The 16148-nt window shown below is 58.8% G+C and carries 13 protein-coding genes; 4 read left to right on the top strand and 9 right to left on the bottom strand.

The window, feature by feature from the left end:
• Positions 1–205 precede the first annotated feature (205 nt).
• Entirely contained in the window at positions 206–631 is a 426-nt protein-coding gene (locus VMX79_07570; GenBank protein HUV86958.1) for a hypothetical protein, read from the top strand.
• Positions 632–716: 85 nt separating this feature from the next.
• Here the strand turns inward: VMX79_07570 and VMX79_07575 are convergent, their stop codons facing one another.
• On the bottom strand, positions 717–1193 hold the full coding sequence (locus VMX79_07575) for a hypothetical protein (protein HUV86959.1): 477 nt from the start codon (positions 1191–1193) through the stop codon (positions 717–719).
• Between the two features lie 86 nt (positions 1194–1279).
• On the bottom strand, positions 1280–1624 hold the full coding sequence (locus tag VMX79_07580) for a hypothetical protein (protein ID HUV86960.1): 345 nt from the start codon (positions 1622–1624) through the stop codon (positions 1280–1282).
• Positions 1625–1837: 213 nt separating this feature from the next.
• On the opposite strand from VMX79_07580, the gene VMX79_07585 reads away from it, so the two are divergent.
• The gene (locus VMX79_07585; protein HUV86961.1) at positions 1838–2842 is read left to right on the top strand and encodes a tetratricopeptide repeat protein; all 1005 of its coding nucleotides are present in this window, start codon (positions 1838–1840) and stop codon (positions 2840–2842) included.
• A gap of 73 nt (positions 2843–2915) precedes the next feature.
• Positions 2916–3542, top strand: a complete 627-nt coding sequence (locus VMX79_07590; GenBank protein HUV86962.1) for a 4Fe-4S binding protein — start codon at positions 2916–2918, stop codon at positions 3540–3542.
• Between the two features lie 81 nt (positions 3543–3623).
• Here VMX79_07590 and VMX79_07595 read toward each other — a convergent pair whose 3' ends face one another.
• From VMX79_07595 to VMX79_07620, 6 genes are all read right to left on the bottom strand, one after another.
• Positions 3624–4979, bottom strand: a complete 1356-nt coding sequence (locus VMX79_07595) for a hypothetical protein (GenBank protein ID HUV86963.1) — start codon at positions 4977–4979, stop codon at positions 3624–3626.
• Positions 4980–5018: 39 nt separating this feature from the next.
• On the bottom strand, positions 5019–6329 hold the full coding sequence (locus VMX79_07600; GenBank protein HUV86964.1) for a hypothetical protein: 1311 nt from the start codon (positions 6327–6329) through the stop codon (positions 5019–5021).
• A gap of 193 nt (positions 6330–6522) precedes the next feature.
• Positions 6523–7056, bottom strand: a complete 534-nt coding sequence (locus VMX79_07605; protein HUV86965.1) for a hypothetical protein — start codon at positions 7054–7056, stop codon at positions 6523–6525.
• A gap of 182 nt (positions 7057–7238) precedes the next feature.
• Positions 7239–7979, bottom strand: a complete 741-nt coding sequence (locus VMX79_07610) for a hypothetical protein (GenBank protein HUV86966.1) — start codon at positions 7977–7979, stop codon at positions 7239–7241.
• A gap of 123 nt (positions 7980–8102) precedes the next feature.
• A complete protein-coding gene (locus tag VMX79_07615) occupies positions 8103–9740 on the bottom strand; it encodes a PAS domain S-box protein (GenBank protein HUV86967.1) in 1638 nt (545 codons plus the stop codon).
• A 242-nt stretch (positions 9741–9982) separates the two neighbouring features.
• Entirely contained in the window at positions 9983–15088 is a 5106-nt protein-coding gene (locus tag VMX79_07620) for a PAS domain S-box protein (protein HUV86968.1), read from the bottom strand.
• Positions 15089–15286: 198 nt separating this feature from the next.
• On the opposite strand from VMX79_07620, the gene VMX79_07625 reads away from it, so the two are divergent.
• Positions 15287–15859, top strand: coding sequence for a zinc ribbon domain-containing protein (locus tag VMX79_07625; GenBank protein HUV86969.1), 573 nt, complete (start codon positions 15287–15289; stop codon positions 15857–15859).
• A 76-nt stretch (positions 15860–15935) separates the two neighbouring features.
• On the opposite strand, the gene VMX79_07630 is transcribed toward VMX79_07625, so the two are convergent.
• A partial coding sequence (locus tag VMX79_07630; GenBank protein HUV86970.1) for a hypothetical protein occupies positions 15936–16148 on the bottom strand: 213 nt, incomplete at its 5' end.

Here is a 16148-nt window from a genome sequence, read left to right on the forward strand (position 1 = left end):
TTCGCCCAGCCGCCGGGCCACCGCGCGCAACGCGGCCTCAACCGCGACCATATGCTTTATGATGTTCCGGTTACGTACGTTCGCCTGGACCAGGGCCCAGGCCTCCGGCCGCTCCATACCGACACCTCAACGCGAAACTTAATTAGTTACGCCGTAAACGCGTTGCACGCCCGCCCGGGCGCCGCCGTTACGTCCTTCACGGGTTTTGGCACGCCAAGGCCAACAACGCTGCGGACAATGTAACAAACGCCGACAACCAAATAACAAAACGAGCTCGCCACATATACTACTCCTTTTCTGCCGTTACGCCGCGACGTTAAGTATAACCTCCTCGCAGCCCGCCGTCGAGTTAAATTTTCCGGGCGCCGGCGGGCCGTACCTCTTCGCGTGCGAAGCGAACGCCAAACATACCATCCATCAGATAAACCCCTCGAGCGGGTCGGTCGTCAAGTCGTTCGACGGGCCGGCTTTCGCCGGTAACATTATCGGCCTCACCTGGGACGGTACGTACCTCTGGGCGTGCCAGAACTACATGGGCGATTACATGTACGCCTTCCAGTTCATCGCGTACGACCCCAACACCGGCATCTCGCCGGCGAGTATAGGTAAGATCAAATCGTTATACAGATGAGACCGTGCAAAATTAAAAAGGGCGGCCTTCGGGCCGCCTTTTAATTCGTCTATATTTAAACCGGCGTACGTTCGGCATATCGAGTTTACGGCTTATAAACCGTGTCCCATTCCGGCTGCGTAAAGAGCGCGGGCGAGAAGAAGAAGACGTACGCCGCGAGCGCCGCGTCGACGTCGCCCGTAAACCCGCCCGCTTCGTAAAAGCCGACCGTTACCAGACGGGGGTCCTGTATGACGCCCTCGCGGACGTAACCTACGGCTCGAGACGACGCGTCCTCGACGCAGCCTCCTCCGCGCACACGCCCTATAGTCCAGTACGACGCGTCTTCGACCGAGCCTTCGTCGCGCACGAAGCCGAGCGTTCGGAACCTCATATCCTCGACGCGCCCCCCCGTTCGGATGTAACCGAGCGTGCGGAACGACGCGTCTTCCACCCGGCCGCCGTCTCTAATGTACGCTACGACCGGGCCGGAAGGCGCCCTAATCTGAATATCGGCCGCGGCCGCGCCCACGGCGACTACGGTCCCAACACAAGAGACAACCCAAATCGACCTCAATCGCATTACGGGCCTCCGAACTCAAACCAATTCACGACGGCGAGCGTCGCCGAAGCACGAAGACGTTCGCTGACGCGGCCGTAAGGCCGTTCCTAGTAGTAGAACGTCTGCCGCGTTTTCTCCTCGTCGTTTACGAAGAGTACAACCTCGACTTCGACGATCGAGCCGTCGGGCGGTATTACTTGTATGGTGGCGGGAGTCTCGTCGCCGGCCAGCTTGATTTTCATCGGTTCCGACGTCGCCCGGGCGAGGGCCTCGGCCCCCGTTTTGGCCGAAATATATTTAAAATCGACCTGGCCCGTCACGGTAACGGTCCCGCTGCCTTTCAGCGAAAAATTTAACTCGCCGTCCTCGTACGAAACTATGGTGGCCTCGACGGCGAACGCGGCGGCCGCGGCCGAGCAAACGACGCCGAAGGCGAACAATTTTTTCCACATAAGTCGATCACCCTCGATAAATATAAATTAAGAACGCAAACGTTACAAGATAAAAAGGAAGCGCTCGGTCGAACTAGCCGGCAAATACGCATATTTGCTAATAATAGGTATTAAAATCGGCTCATTTTTTGACATATGTTACTTAGCCGGTTATAATCTATACGATATCAAGTGGCCGAAAACGAACTCATTAATCGCCGAGAAGCCGAGGCATTGGCGCGAAAAGGGTCCAACCTTTCTTTTATAGGCCGGTATGCCGAAAGCCTACCCCTTTTCGACCGGGCCATAGCGCTGGACGCCACCTTCGTCCGCGCGTACACCGGCCGCGCGGTAACGCTCGCGCAACTAGGCCGCCCGGCCGAGGGTTTAGCCTCCGCCGAAGAAGCCCTGAAATTGGAACCTGCCAACGCCGTCGCCTACACGACGTTAGGGTTTTGTCTTTACCGCCTGGGCCGGGGCGACGAGGCCGAAGCGGCGTACGAGAAGGCGCTGACGGTAGCGCCGGAGAACCCGCGGGTTTTATACAATTACGCGTGCTACTGGGCGCTGGTGGGCGACGAAGAAAAGTGCCGCGAGTTCCTGACGCGGGCGTTCCAATACGTGGAAAGCGACGTCGTCGAACACTCGAAAAAAGACCGCGATTTGGAACGGTACGTCGATGCCGACTGGTTCGACGACCTCCACGCCGCGGCCAAGACGTTGGAGGAAGGCATTACGCATTTCTTGGCGGGTCGTTACGCCGCAGCGTTAGCGGCGTTCGAGCGCACGCTGGCCATAAACGACCGACACGTGCGGGCGCACGCAGGCCGCAGCTTCTCGCTGGCCCAGCTCGGCCGGCCGGACGAAGGTTTGGCGGCGGCGGAAGAGGCGGTCCGCTTAAACCCGGCGTACGTCCGCGGGTATTCCGCGTTCGCGATTTGCCTGCACCGTTTACACCGTCGCGCCGAAGCGCAAACCGCGTACGAACGCGCCGTTGAACTCGCGCCCGACGACCCCGCGGCGTTGTATAACTTCGCCTGCTTCTGGGCCGAGGTGGGAAATGAAGAGAAGTGCCGGGAATACCTCACGCGGGCGCTGACCCACGACGACGGCCAGGTCGTGGGCCACGTCGCGAAAGACCCCGACATGGCGCGCTACCGAAACGCCGACTGGCTCCGCGAACTTATCGCGGCGGCCAAGAAAGCACGGCGTACGGCCCCGCCGAAAGAGCCGATATAGGGGCCGGCCTTGGGCTGGTCCGTCTTCCCGCCCGTTATAACGCCTCGGGCGGTAGCGGACCGCCGTTTATATTATGGAAAACGGTTGGACCGAAGAAGAAGTACGGGAACTGGTCGGCGACGGCGACGACACGCGGGTCATCCCGGTCAACGTAACGGCCGCCGCGGGCCAACGGGTCCTGAACTTCCGGGCCGTCGAGGGGATACTCGCCCGGGCCGACCGGATCGCCGTTGCCGAGTGCTTCTGCCACAATAAGATGCAACGGTGCGACCACACGCGCGAGGGTTGTATGTTTCTGGGGCCGTGGTACGACGGGGCCGTCAAGGACGGCTACGCCCGGCCGGCCTCGCGCGAAGAAGCATTAGCGATTCTCCGCAGGACGTACGACGACGGCCCGGGCCTGGTGGCGGCGGCGGCGGACGAGGGCCCGTATAAAATATGCGCTTGCTGCTCGCGTTGTTGTTTCCAATTCACGGCCTTGAATAAGTTCGGGATGGAGAACGCGTTGCTAAGCTCGGATTACGTCGCTACCCACGACGGCGACTTATGCGCGGCGTGCGGCGCGTGCGTCGAACGCTGCCACTTCGGCGCGACGGCCCGAGGCGAGGAGGGCTTGCGGTTCGACCCGGGTAAGTGCTTCGGCTGCGGCCTTTGCGCCGGGACCTGCCCCACCAGCGCGCAGACGCTGGTCGAAAAATAAAATGCCTTTCAACGAGAATTGAAACGCCCCGCGCACGCGGGGCGTTTCGTCGTTTCGCCATTCTTTCACCGGCGAAAGTTATCAGAAGTTATGCGTCAAAGTAATGCGATGGGAACCCGGATGGACCAGGTCGCTTAAGCTCAAGAACGCGGAGGGGTCGTTAACCGTAACGTATCCCTCCGCGAAATCGTAGTTGAAGGTCCAATTCTCGCTGGGCCGGTAGCACGCGCCGGCGAACATCGTATTCCTCGGGACAGCGAGTACGTTCTGTCGCCACCCGGCCTTGAACGACACGTCGTCGGTGAACCACCGCTCGAGCCCCACCTGCGTACTGGTCGCGAGGTCGTCGAAGTTGTACTCGTTGAATATACGCCCCATATGGTCGAGTTCGTCATACCCCAGGTGTACAAGGTTGACGTTGTAGTCGAAGGCGACGGTCGTCTTCTCGTCGGGGTAAAGGGCGAAGCCCGGCCTGAAAGCGAGGTCGTATTCCAACCCTTCGCCCACCCGGTAGTCGACGTCGTGTTCGTCTATCGCCACCACAGGCGCGATTTTAAAGTCGAACTTTAGGCCGACACCCACCTTCGACCACGGCATCGTCCGGTAATCGGCTTGACCCAAGAACCGCGTCGCCGAAGCTTTGAAGCCGTCGTGCCTCGGATACCAGTACCAGTACGACGTCTCGGAGTACAAGAGGTCCAACGAATTTCTAAGTACTTGGAGGCCGCCGGCGAAGCCCAAGTGCGTATCCCCGGAACGATAAAACGCGCCGCCGAGAAACTCGACGTTGGTCAACGTTAGCTCGTCGAAGCTCCACCCCGACTCCGGTTCCCAACGTCCGTATTCGTACCACTTATCCTCGGAGGTAGCGTCGGTATAGGAAAACCTTCCGGAAGCACCGAAAGCCCACGGGCCGAGGTCGAACGCCACGACCGCCTCGGCCCGTTCGCTCGGCACGTTGAAAGTGTACGCGTCGCCTTCCCAGTAACCGACTTCCGGGACCGAAACGCCGGACAGCCCCACCGAAAACGTCGTCCAATCGACGCCTCCGCCGAAGGCGGCGACGGTAGAACCGGAGCGGAAAACGCCCAAAACCGACGACGCCGCAGCGACGTTAAACGTGAGTTCGGCGGCTGCTTCGCCGGGCTCGGGCGGCGTACCTGGTTTGCCCTTGCCTCCTCCCTCGCTGTATTTAATCGAACCCATCGACCAGTCGCCGCCTACGTCAAGAAGAACCGCGGAACGGGCGTAATAAACCAATTTCGCGGGGTTTGCGGCGTAGCTCACCAGGGCGTTGTCTTCGGCGTTGAACGCCACGCTGGTCCCGCTATCGAAAGCCGGCAACGCAAGCACGGTTCCAGTCGACAGTACCAGGGCGCAGGCGACGCCCAAAGCCAAGCCGTTCAGCGAAACGCGTATAGCGCGTCGCTTATACATGGTCGCCTCCTAGGTAACGTCTTTACGGCCCGTTAGCGACTAGAAACTGTAGGCTACCGTAATGCGGTGGCCGCCGGGGCGGATGACGTCCTTTAAAACTATGAACGCCGTGAGCTTGTCGATCGCTATTACGCCCTCGCTGTAGTCGTAGTTGAAGGACCAGTTCTCGTTGGGGCGGTAGTAAGCGCCTGCGAACATGGTATTGCGCGGGTAAGCGAATATGTTCTGGCGCCAGCCGGCCTTGGCGGAAATATCCTCGGTGAACCACCGCTCCAAACCGACCTGGGTGTTGGTCCACATTTCGCTTAACTTATGCTCGCCGAGCACTTTGCCAGTATCGTCGAAAGTATCCACTCCGATACTGACGAAGTTAACGTTATAGTCGAACGCGAGCGTGGTTTGGTCGTCCGGATAGAAGGCGAAGCCCGGTAACACCCTTACGTCGAACTCCGACCCTTCGGCTATGTCGTAGTCCAAGCCGTCGTCGGTTACGGTAACGTTCGGCGTGATCTTCCCGTCGAAGTTCACGCCCAAAGCGAATTTCGACGACGGCATAAAGCGGCAGCCCGCCCGCGCCAGGATCCTCATCGCCTTGGCCTCGCCGCCCGCCATCGGCTCGCCCGGTTCGTCGACTTCGACCCGGTTTGTGAGCATCTGGGCACCGCCGCCGGCGTGGAATCGCGTGCCGTTAGTCCGGTAAAAAATGCCGCCCAGGAATTCCATGTCGGTCAACGCGAGCTCGGTTTTGGCGACGTCGTCCGCCTCTTCTTCCAGGACGTGAGCAGTATGGGCGTATTTGCCGGCGAAGCCGAAAGCCCAGGGCTTACTGTCGAAGGCTACCAAACCCTTCACGTACTGGGCCGGGATGCTGAACGATAAGACCTCGCCTTCGTCGAAATAGCCCATTTCCGGAAGGGTCATCCCGACGGCGCCGATGGAGAGTTTATCCCAGTTGAAGCCGCCGTCCACGGCGAATACGATAGAACCCATTCTGAACGCCGCGAGGCCCGAGCCTCCCACCGAGGTATTGAGCTTAAGCTCCGCCGCGGCTTCGCCCGGCTCGGGGGGCTGACCCGGTGTAACTTTACCGTCGTTCTCGGTGTACTTCAACGTACCCATCGACCAATCGCCGCCGACGTCCATAAGTATCGTCGAACGCTCGTAGTATACGAGCCGCGCCGGGTTGGCGACGTAGGCGAAGGTCGCGTTATCCTCGGCGTTGAACTCTACGCTCGTGCCGCCGTCGAACGACGGCGCGGCAAAAGCAAAACCGGCGCTCAGCGGGAAAACTAATACCGCCAACGCCGGCCACCGGGAGATAACGCACGTTCTCTTTCCGGGGCTTTGCATGTGAACCTCCCATGTTGAAAAGCGGTTAAACTTACCTTTACCCTGTATTAGTGTACTACACGGCTGCGTAATTTCAACAAAAAAACGCCCCGCCAAGAAGACGAGGCGAACGGCCCGAAAAACCGTGGCCGCGACGCGTCAAATACCTTTGGACGCCCCGGCGACGCTTCTCCCGTAGCCGGGCTTTAAGCCGCTACAAGAACCAGTACGCGGCGCCGACGCGAACCGTCAGGAAGGCGCGCTTGTCCGCGGAATCGACGAAATGCTGGTCGACGTCCGCGACGACGGCCCAGTCGCTGCCCACCGGGAAGTCGCCGCCTATGGCGATATTGGCGCCTATGGCGACGTCGCCTTCCCGGTCCCAATAAACGCCCGGCCCTAAGCCTATGTACCCGGATATCTCCTTCGTCGGGGCGCCGAAGTACCAACGGGCGTCGGCGTTGACGTTCCCGAGGTACGTGTCGTCCCACCCCTCCTTTCGGGCGCGGAAGCCGTTATATCCGACCATCCCGTACGCGAACAAGTGACGGTTACGGCCTATTCTCGTTCCGTAACCCAGCGAGCCGCAGAAACGTTGCCGGTAAGCGTCGCGAAAGTCGGCGTGGTCCGGTATCGCGAAGCCCAGGCCCAACGCGCCGAAGTTACGTAAATCGCGCTCGGCCGCAACGGGGTTCCATAAACCGAACGTGACGACGGAAACCGCTAGTAACACCGGTATTCGCTTCATAGCCGACGCTCCTTATCTTGCTATGTAGTCGAAGCCGTTTAAGGCAAATCGCCGTACCGGCCGCCGCGTCCGCGGCGCCGCAAATTAGTCCCGTTTCATCTCGCAAAGGTTTAATTAATTTAAAGCCCCTTGCAGCTAAGGGGCCCCGTTGCCGCGTTGGACGCGGATTGTTTTCCACTAGGTTAGAATTCGAACGACGGGCCTACTACGACATAATGCAGCATCGCGAAATTGTACACTTCGGCTACGTCGGCGCCGCCCTCCAACATCCTATAACCGGCTTTGAGAAAGACGTTCTTGCTAGCTCTATACCGGACGGCGACCAGTACGTCCTCGGCACGCCCTTGCGGCGCGGCCAAAGCGTCGCCGTCGACTAATAACGTCCACCCGTCGGCGAAAGTCCACGCCAGGCCGAAGTTGAGTAACGGCACAAAACCGGTATTGGCCTCTTCGGCCCCCGCTTCGCCGCTTTTTAAGGTGACGGCGGCGTCGCGGATTTTGGCCGTGAAGCCCAGGCCGAACGTAAGGGCGTCGCGGCGGACGAAATTATAACGATACGAAACCCGGTACGAATCGAAGCGGTACGTCGCGTCGATAGGAGCGCCGGCGGGTATTTCGACGCCGCCGAAAACCACGACGCGCGGGACCGAGCCGCCGGCCTTGAGCCTCAGCGGCGCGACGAGGACGCGTACCGCGTGCTTCTCGCCGAACGTATACCCGGCCTTGAACCGATAGAAAAAAGCCGGGTCGGTATCGAGCTCTCGCGACAACGAAATTTCGGTACCGCCGTCGTTGGGGACGCGGACGTCGTTGTAGCCGCTGAAGACGGCCCCGATTTCGACGTCTACCGACCAACGCGCGGACGAGGCCGACGCCGCCAACGCAACGACGCACACCGGAATTAATATTAACCGAGCCCCCACTCGCGCTCACCTTCCCACGTTCCACACAGGAACGGTCGCGGTAAAACCCCGTAACGGCAGCGGCCTACGTGCCACAACCCGGCTGTTATCGAAGTACGCGCTCACTCCTGAAGCCGGCCTACCTCAACTGCCTTTTATACCTTTAAGATAATACATCGGCGTCGGGCCGAGGGTGTACAGCGGGAGCTCGCCCCGGTACTCGAAATCGAAACGGTCCCCCAGCTCTTCGTACACCTTCTTCGAGACGTTGATGCAGCCGGGCTCGCAGGCCTCCTGTAGTCTTGCGGCGACGTTCACGGTATCGCCCCACACGTCGTAAACCATGCGCCATCCCTTAATTAACCCGGCGATACAAGGGCCTTCGTGGACGCCGATGCGTACTTGCCAATCGCGTTTTCCCACTATTTTCAAGATGTCCAGCGCCGCCTCCGCACAAGTTCCCAACTGGTTGTTCTCGGCGAAAAGCCCTCCCGCGTACATATATCCGTCCCCCACGGTCTTTAACTTCTCCAAACCGTGGTCCTTTACGATCAAGTCGAAGGCGTGAAAATAAGCGGCCAATTTCGTAACCAGCGCCTTATGACTGACGCGCGCCGCGATGTCGGAAAAACCTGCGATATCAATAAAGACGATCGTAACGTTGGGAACGGACCGCGGCAGCGGCGTCTCGACCTCCTTCAGCTCCTCTATAACTTGTTCGGGGAGTATGTTGCGTAGCAATTCGTCGGCGCGGCGGTGAGCCTCCTCGAGTTGCCGTGTCCTGAGTTTCAACTCGGCCTCGGTCCTCTTCTGGTCGGTTATGTCCAGCGCCACGCCCAAGGTATATTTATAATCGCCCCTGTCGTCGAAAAAGGGCGTCGACGAGACTAAAAAACGTCGTTCGCTGCCGTCTTTCCGGCGCATTACCGTCTCGTATTTCGTCGGTTCCCTACTACGCAACTTCCTTTCGGTAACCCCTTTCATCTTAAGGAACTCCCCCTCCGTCACCAACTCCCCGACGTTCATCCCCGTCAGTTCTTCTTTGGCGTACCCCAACATATCGCAGTAGGCCTGATTAACGAAAAGTATATTCTCGTCGCCGTCAACGATGGCGAACCCGCCGTGGATGGCCTCTACCAAACTGCGATACCGTTCCTCGCTCTCGCGTAAGGCCTCGCCGGCCTTCACCCGCTCCGTAACGTCCTCCGTAATTACGACCGCCCCCACTATTCCGCCGGAGGGGTTATGCAACGCGTTGATTTTCGTGTTCAAGATGCGCTCCCCCCTCTTCAACGTTTGATGGCGAAGGCGGCTTTGCTCAAAAGGCTCCCCTTCCTCGAGCGTCTTCTTGATCACGGCCCCCAAGGGTTCTTGGGCGAGGACCGGGAAGGCTTCAAAAATGTTCTTCCCCTCAATATCGCCGGAATCGACGCCGAATTGCCGCTCCATACCTTGGTTCCAAATTTTTACCGTGCCGTCCTTATCCAGCGCGTATATACCCACCTGGGTACTCTCTATTATGTTTTCCGTAAACTCGTTGAAATACTTCTTCTCCTCCTCCACGCGTATACGTTCCGCCACTTTGCGGCGGAGCTTCGCGTTGGCCTCTCTCAGCTCGCCGGTACGCTCGTCGACGAGCTCATCGAGGCGGCGACGGTAGCGGGTCAATTCCGCCTCGGCCCGCGTCCGCGCCGCTTCCGCCGCGTCCAACTCGAGGGCGACGCGGCGCAACCGCGCGAGCTCCTCTATCAGCTCCGCTTTAGTCTTCTTCTCGTCTTTCATTAAACTTGTACCCTCGGCGGGGTGCGACAGCCGGCGGGGAAAGCTGACCCGGAAAATATATGTTTAATAATAACATATTATCGGGTCAAATTTAGGGCTATAAAAAAAACCGCCTACGCGGCGGCTTCGAACGGTTATTTTTACGCTTACCCCCCCAGTCGTTCGAGGCCACTCTTATTTTAAACCGGCCTTTACGCCCGGCCGAAACGGCGCGGAGTGCTTAAGAGACGTTAACCGAAAACTTAGTTAAACTGGAAATCTTCCTGTTGGAACAACTTAAGGCATACGTCGACCACCTTCGCGTCGTACAGTACGCCTCTGTAATTCGATATCTCGTCGAGAGCCTTCTCCTGTCCCAGCGCCGGCCGGAAAGGCCGGTGCGACGACATGGCCTCGACGACGTCCGCCACGCTTAAAATGCGCGCCCCGACCGAAATGGCTCTCTCCTTCAAACCTAACGGGTACCCCGAGCCGTCCAGGCGCTCGTGGTGTTGTAGGACGAACTTGGTTATAGGCCTCGCGAACTCGACGTTCTTCAGAATATCGTAGCCGACCTGAGGGTGGTTTTTAATGATATTCAATTCCAGCTCCGTCAAGGGACCCGGTTTGCTGAGGATCCCTTCCGGTATCGATATTTTACCGACGTCGTGGATGACCGCGGCCAAAAAGACGCCCTCGACCTGGTTTTCAGATAAGTCCATCTTTTCCGCTATGGCCCGCGCCAGCTTCGCCACCCGCAGCTGATGACCGGACGTATAGGGGTCGCGCGTCTCGACCATCTTGGACATAGCGTAGATCGTACCGTTTAGGCTTTTCTTAACTTCGTCGAAGGCGAGTTTGCGGTCCGTTATTTCTCGAACGACGGAGAGCACTTCGTCCTCTTCTACGGGGACGATGCGCGCTTCGTAGAAGTTACGGCCCCTGGGCATCTCGAGCTCGTACTCCACCGTACGCGCCTCGCCGGTCGCCAGTACTTCGTTCACGCAAGCTAAGATCGCCTCCACATAATCGTCGGAAAAGCCGACGTCCCGGATGTTCTTTCCTATGATCTCGTCGCGCGGGAGGGCCAAATCTCCGTCCCGGTCCGCTTTGAAATCCTTGAAGGTCCCGTCCTTGGTAAGGACGAATATCATGTCCGGTATGGTTTGAAGGAGAGCTTCGTTTCGTCGGACGCTATGGGCGAGCGCCCGTTCGGCGCGTTTGCGGTCGGCGACGCTCCTGACTATGGCCATTGACGCCGGCCGGCCCTCGAACGTTACGACGCCCGCGTTAATTTCGACCGCGACCTCATCGCCCGCCTTATTCAAAACGGCGATCTCGAATATACTCGGACCCCCTTCTCCCGCCATAGTACGTTCGTGTTTCTCCGCCACCGTTTCTTTAAACGCGGGTACGACGAAGGGTTCGAAATCTTTTCCGATTATCTCCTCGGCGGTATCGTAGCCGAGGATTTTCGCCATCGCGCGGTTGGCGAACCTCAATACCCCGTCTTGGGCGATCGCGACGCCGTCGGTCGCCTGCTCCACGAAAGTCCTGTATTTTTCCTCCGATTCCGCCAGCGCCCTCTCAGCGTCTTTACGCTGCGCAATGTCCTCCAAAATGCCGTCGAAATAAGCCACCTCCCCGTCGGCGCCCTTAACGGCCCGCGCGCTTAGCGAGCCCCAAAAAGTAGTCCCGTCCTTACGCCGGAACCGAGTCTCGTAATCGGACAAAGCTCCCGCCGAACTTACGGCCGCGATAAATTCCCTGCGTTCTCCCGGGTCCGCGTATAAGTCCGCAACCCCCGTCTCGTACATCGCCTCCGGTTCGCCGTACCCGAACATCTTGGCCAAGGCCGGGTTGGCCGAGACCATCGTACCGCCGACTTGGGCGGGCGACCGGAAAACGCCTACGGGGATGTTCGCCGTTAACGTACGGAAGTTCTCTTCGCTCGCGCGGAGTTTTTCCTCGAACGCTACCCGTTCGGTGACGTCCTCCGTAATCACCACCGTCCCCACCAGGCGGCCCGACGAATCTTTCAAGGGGTTTATCTTGGTATTTAATACGCGCTCGCCCCTCTTCAACGTCCGGTGTCTTAAGCGCCGTTCGTCGAACGACTCGCCGCGTTCCAACGCCGCCCTAATAGCCTCGCCCAACGGCTCGGCGCGTAGCGAGGGGAACGCCTCGAAGATCTTCCTGCCCACCAGCTCCGCCGAAGTAACGCCGAACTGGCTCTCCATACCCCGGTTCCATATCTGGACGATGGCGTTCTTGTCCAACGCGTAAATACCCACCTGCGTACTTTCGATAATATTCTCGGTGAACTCGCTGAAGTACCGGACCCTCTCCTCGACGCGCGTACGTTCCGTAACGTCTTCGGTTATGACGACCGCGCCCACTACCGCCGCCGAAGCATCCCTCATAGGATTGATCTTGGTATTTAATATGCGCTCCCCCTTCTTAATCGTCTTATGTCTCAAATCTCTTCGTTCGAAAGCCTCTCCTTCGGCAAGGGCTTTTTTAATCGCGACGCCGAGCGGTTCCTCATTAAGGGCGGGAAAAACCTCGAAGATGTTCCTGCCTGCGACCTCGTCCGCCCTCACGCCGAATTGGCTCTCCATCCCCTGGTTCCAAATCTGCAGCGCGCCTTTCCGGTTCACCGCGTAAATCCCCACCTGCGTACTTTCGATTATATTCTTCGCGAATTCGCTGAAGTACGTTATACGCTTTTCCGCTCTCTTGCGTTCGGTGAGGTCTCGCACCGTGACTATGGCCGCCGGCCGCCCCTCGTATTCGATCATGCCGGTATTAAGTTCCACCGGGGCCTTGGCGCCATCGCGTTTTAATATGTCTATTTCGAAAATGAGCGGCGTACCCACGCCGGCCATCGTATTCCGATGCTTCTCCGCCACCATTTCTTTGAATTCCGGGGCAATGAAGGGCATAAATTCGCTGCCTATTAATTCCTCCGAGGCGTCGTAACCGGCGAGTTTCGCCATCGCCTGGTTGGCGAGCTTGAAAAGGCCGTCTTGAACGATCACGACGCCGTCGGTCGCACCCTCTACCAACGTGCGGTGCTTCTCCTCGGACTCAACCAGCGCCTCTTCGGCCTCCCTGCGGCTCGTAACGTCCTCCAGAATGCCGTCGAAGTACGCGACCTCGCCGTCGGGCCCCGTGACCGCGCGGGCGCTGAGGGAACCCCAAAATACGGTCCCGTCTTTTCGTTTAAACTCCGTCTCGTAATCCGACACGGCCCCGGCCGAACTTACGGCCGCGATAAACGCTTTGCGTTCTTCCGGGTTCGAGTACAAATCGGCGACCTTTGTCTCGTACATCCGTTCCGGTCCTTCGTAACCGAACATCTTGGCCAGAGCGGGGTTGGCCGATATCAGATGACCGCCCGGTTCCGCCAACGAGCGGAATACGCCAACCGGGATATTGGCCTGGAGGGTACGATACTGCGTCTCCGATTCCTTGACCGCTTCTTCCGCACGCTTCCTTTCGGTGACGTTACGGATTACGGCGATGAAACCGCCCGGGGTGCCTTCGGCATCCGTAACCAAAGTTACGTTTACTTCGGCCGGATAATAGCCTCCTTCTTTCGTGAGCAATTCGTATTCGACGCCCGTACCCGAACCCCGCTCTAAAACCTCTTGGAGAGTTACCCTCGCCGCCTCTCGCTGTTCGGGTTTTATGAGGTCGAACGCGTTCACGCCTATAAGACCCTCTACGTCCTCGACGCCGTACAACAAACCGGTTTGAGGGTTCAATGCCACGATATTTCCTTCGAGGTCGGTTTGGACGATGGCGTCGGGAGACGTCTCCACCAAGCAGCGGTAGCGTTCTTCGCTTTCCCGCAACGCCGCCTCGGCACGCTTACGCTCGGTAACATCGTTAATCGTAACTATATAAGCGGTTTGGCCGCCGTAGTTGAAAATACGTCCGGAGGCCTCAACCTCCTTTACTTCGCCGTCCCGACATTTGACCCTAACCTCGTAAGGATAGGGTACGTCGCCGCGCTTACGTTCCCGCATTGCTTCTAAAAGCCCTTCCCTATCTTCCGGAAAGATAAATTCAAAGATCGACAAACCTACTACTTCGTCGCCGGGAGAAAATTTGAGTATCTCGCGCGCCGCGTCATTAGCGTATAAAATCTTGGCGTCCCGGTGTATTACCACGCCGAAGGGGGCGCGTTCCGCGATGGCGTGGTACTTCTCCGCGCTCTCGCGCAACGTCTCCTCGACGCGCTTACGCTCCGTAATGTCCGTCAATATTACATAAACTCTCGACGTAGGCACACCCTCCACCACCGCCGGGTAACTACGATGGTGGAACCAACGTACGTCGCCGTCGGGTTTTCTAACGCGGTAATCGAGGCCGACGGTTTCGACGGACCCGGCGCTTCTCGCGACTTCCGCCTTCGCGGTGGCCTCGAATAGATAATCCTTGTCGTCTTCGAATATAAAATTATCGAACGCCTCTTCTACGCTCATGCTCCGGACGTCGTGTAAGCTGACGCCGAACATTTCCGCCACCACGGCGTTTACGTATACTATACGCTCTTCGTCCTTATCGTAAATAATCAAAGCGTCGCGCGAGTTCTCGGCCAACGTGCGGAAACGCTCCTCGCTCTCGGCCGACTCCGCCAACGCGCGTTTCCGTTCGGTAACTTCCCCCTCCAACCGCTCGTTCGCCGCCCGCAATTCCTCGGTGCGACTTTCGACCTGTTCCTCCAAGCGCCGGCGGTAATTGGATAATTCCTCCTCCGCCCGTTTGTGCTTTACCGCGCAAGCCAACTCGGCGGCTATCATCTCGACGAACGATACGGTGTAGACGTCGGCCTTCTCCAATATCATCGTAAAAACGCCGACCGTCTCCGACTCCGCCCTCATCGCCGCCGCGACTACGTGCCCCTCGGCCTTGAGTTCTTCGGCGACGACCTCCCGCCACGTCTCCTCGCCCAGCAGGCCGTCGACGACGACGCCGGTATCCGACCATAGGATCGACTTCACGTCGGCGTCGTCCAGCGCCAGCGTCTCGTTGTCGTCGTAGAAGGCCGGGTAGAGCCCGAACGATTTCTCAAGCCGGAGGCATCCGGCGTCCTCGTCGAGGAGGTAAATCGCTCCCGCCACGACGCGGGGGTTATCCGCTAACAATACGGCCGCGGAATCGAATAACTCCTTCTCGTCCGGAGCCGTATTCATCGCTTTCGATATTTCGGCCAATCCTTCCAGCGTCTTGATATGCCGCTCGAGCTCGGTTTCCGCCCACTCGCCGTGCCTGGCCAGCGACTCCAACTCGCCGACGCGCTTGCGCGACGCCGTAAGTTCGTAGATAAGCTCGGCCTTCGTTTTTCGTTCGTCCTTCATATATGGAACCCCTAGGTCCAAGGGCCGGTTAGACACATCCTTTCACACTATAATAATATCGCCCCGCCGAAACCGCAAACATAAAATCGCCCCCCGCCTTCCGGTGTCCGGTTGTAATACCGGCCTAATTACCGTATCCTTGCGCGGAGATAGCGGCGCCCAACCGCCAAACCTCACGGAAAGCGAGGGTCGCCTACGGTGCCGAAGGTAGAATCGTTAAAGTGCCCCAATTGCGGCGCCGAGGTCCGCGGCGCGGGCGAAGTAACCTGCCGCTACTGCGGCTCGACGTTGGCCCTTTCGGAGCCGGACCGGGCGCAACTAAAACGCTTAAAGGTCAACTTCGGTACGCGCGGCCATTCGTTGCCGCCGGGCCGGGAGGTACACTTCAAAGAGCTGCCCGGCCTCGCCGTCGACACCCGCACCACCGACATCCCGTTCCAACCGAAGGTTACGTACGATAAGCTGCCGGGCGGCAAACCCGGGCCCGCGCTCGAGGCGGAGGCGCAGGCGGTCTTGGCCGTCGTCGAAAAGACGCAGCGCGCCGTAAACGAGGAGAACCTCGAGCGGTACATGACCACGGTCCACCCCGAGAACGAGGTTTTCTACGAGAGCGCGCGCCGGGGAGCCACCGACCAATTCATAACCACCGACTTGAAGCGGCGCACGCTCGCCGTGGACTTCAAGACCTTGACGGGCGAGGACGGCGCCCGCGGCTGGGTACCGGAGGCGATAATCCAGGCCAACCTGGGCGAAGACTTTAAGCTTGAATAGCTCCGACCCGATCTTAAAGTAAAAAAATCCCCGCCCGGGCAAAGGCGGGGTCTTATTTGAAATAAAAACGGCGCCGCTACTTCTCCCCTTCTCCCGAGGTCTCGAGTTCTTCGTCTATCTTCTTCAGCGTGCCGTGGAACTCCGTCAACGCCTGGTGGAACTTTTCCTTGGCGGTGGCGGTCCCGCGGTCGGCCACCTTTTTGAAGATGTCGGACAAAAGCGACGTCACTTCGCCCAGGCTCGCGCCTTCGCCGTGTATCTCTTTTTTCTCACACATAACTTTTCCTCC

The sequence above is a fragment of the bacterium genome (genome assembly GCA_035529855.1).
Lineage (GTDB): Bacteria > RBG-13-66-14 > B26-G2 > WVWN01 > WVWN01 > WVWN01.

Coding starts and splice junctions, on each gene's coding strand:
- VMX79_07575 (HUV86959.1), bottom strand. CDS start 1,193: ATGCGATTGAGGTCGATTTGGGTTGTCTCTTGTGTTGGGACCGTAGTC.
- VMX79_07580 (HUV86960.1), bottom strand. CDS start 1,624: ATGTGGAAAAAATTGTTCGCCTTCGGCGTCGTTTGCTCGGCCGCGGCC.
- VMX79_07590 (HUV86962.1), top strand. CDS start 2,916: ATGGAAAACGGTTGGACCGAAGAAGAAGTACGGGAACTGGTCGGCGAC.
- VMX79_07595 (HUV86963.1), bottom strand. CDS start 4,979: ATGTATAAGCGACGCGCTATACGCGTTTCGCTGAACGGCTTGGCTTTG.
- VMX79_07600 (HUV86964.1), bottom strand. CDS start 6,329: ATGCAAAGCCCCGGAAAGAGAACGTGCGTTATCTCCCGGTGGCCGGCG.
- VMX79_07605 (HUV86965.1), bottom strand. CDS start 7,056: ATGAAGCGAATACCGGTGTTACTAGCGGTTTCCGTCGTCACGTTCGGT.
- VMX79_07615 (HUV86967.1), bottom strand. CDS start 9,740: ATGAAAGACGAGAAGAAGACTAAAGCGGAGCTGATAGAGGAGCTCGCG.
- VMX79_07620 (HUV86968.1), bottom strand. CDS start 15,088: ATGAAGGACGAACGAAAAACGAAGGCCGAGCTTATCTACGAACTTACG.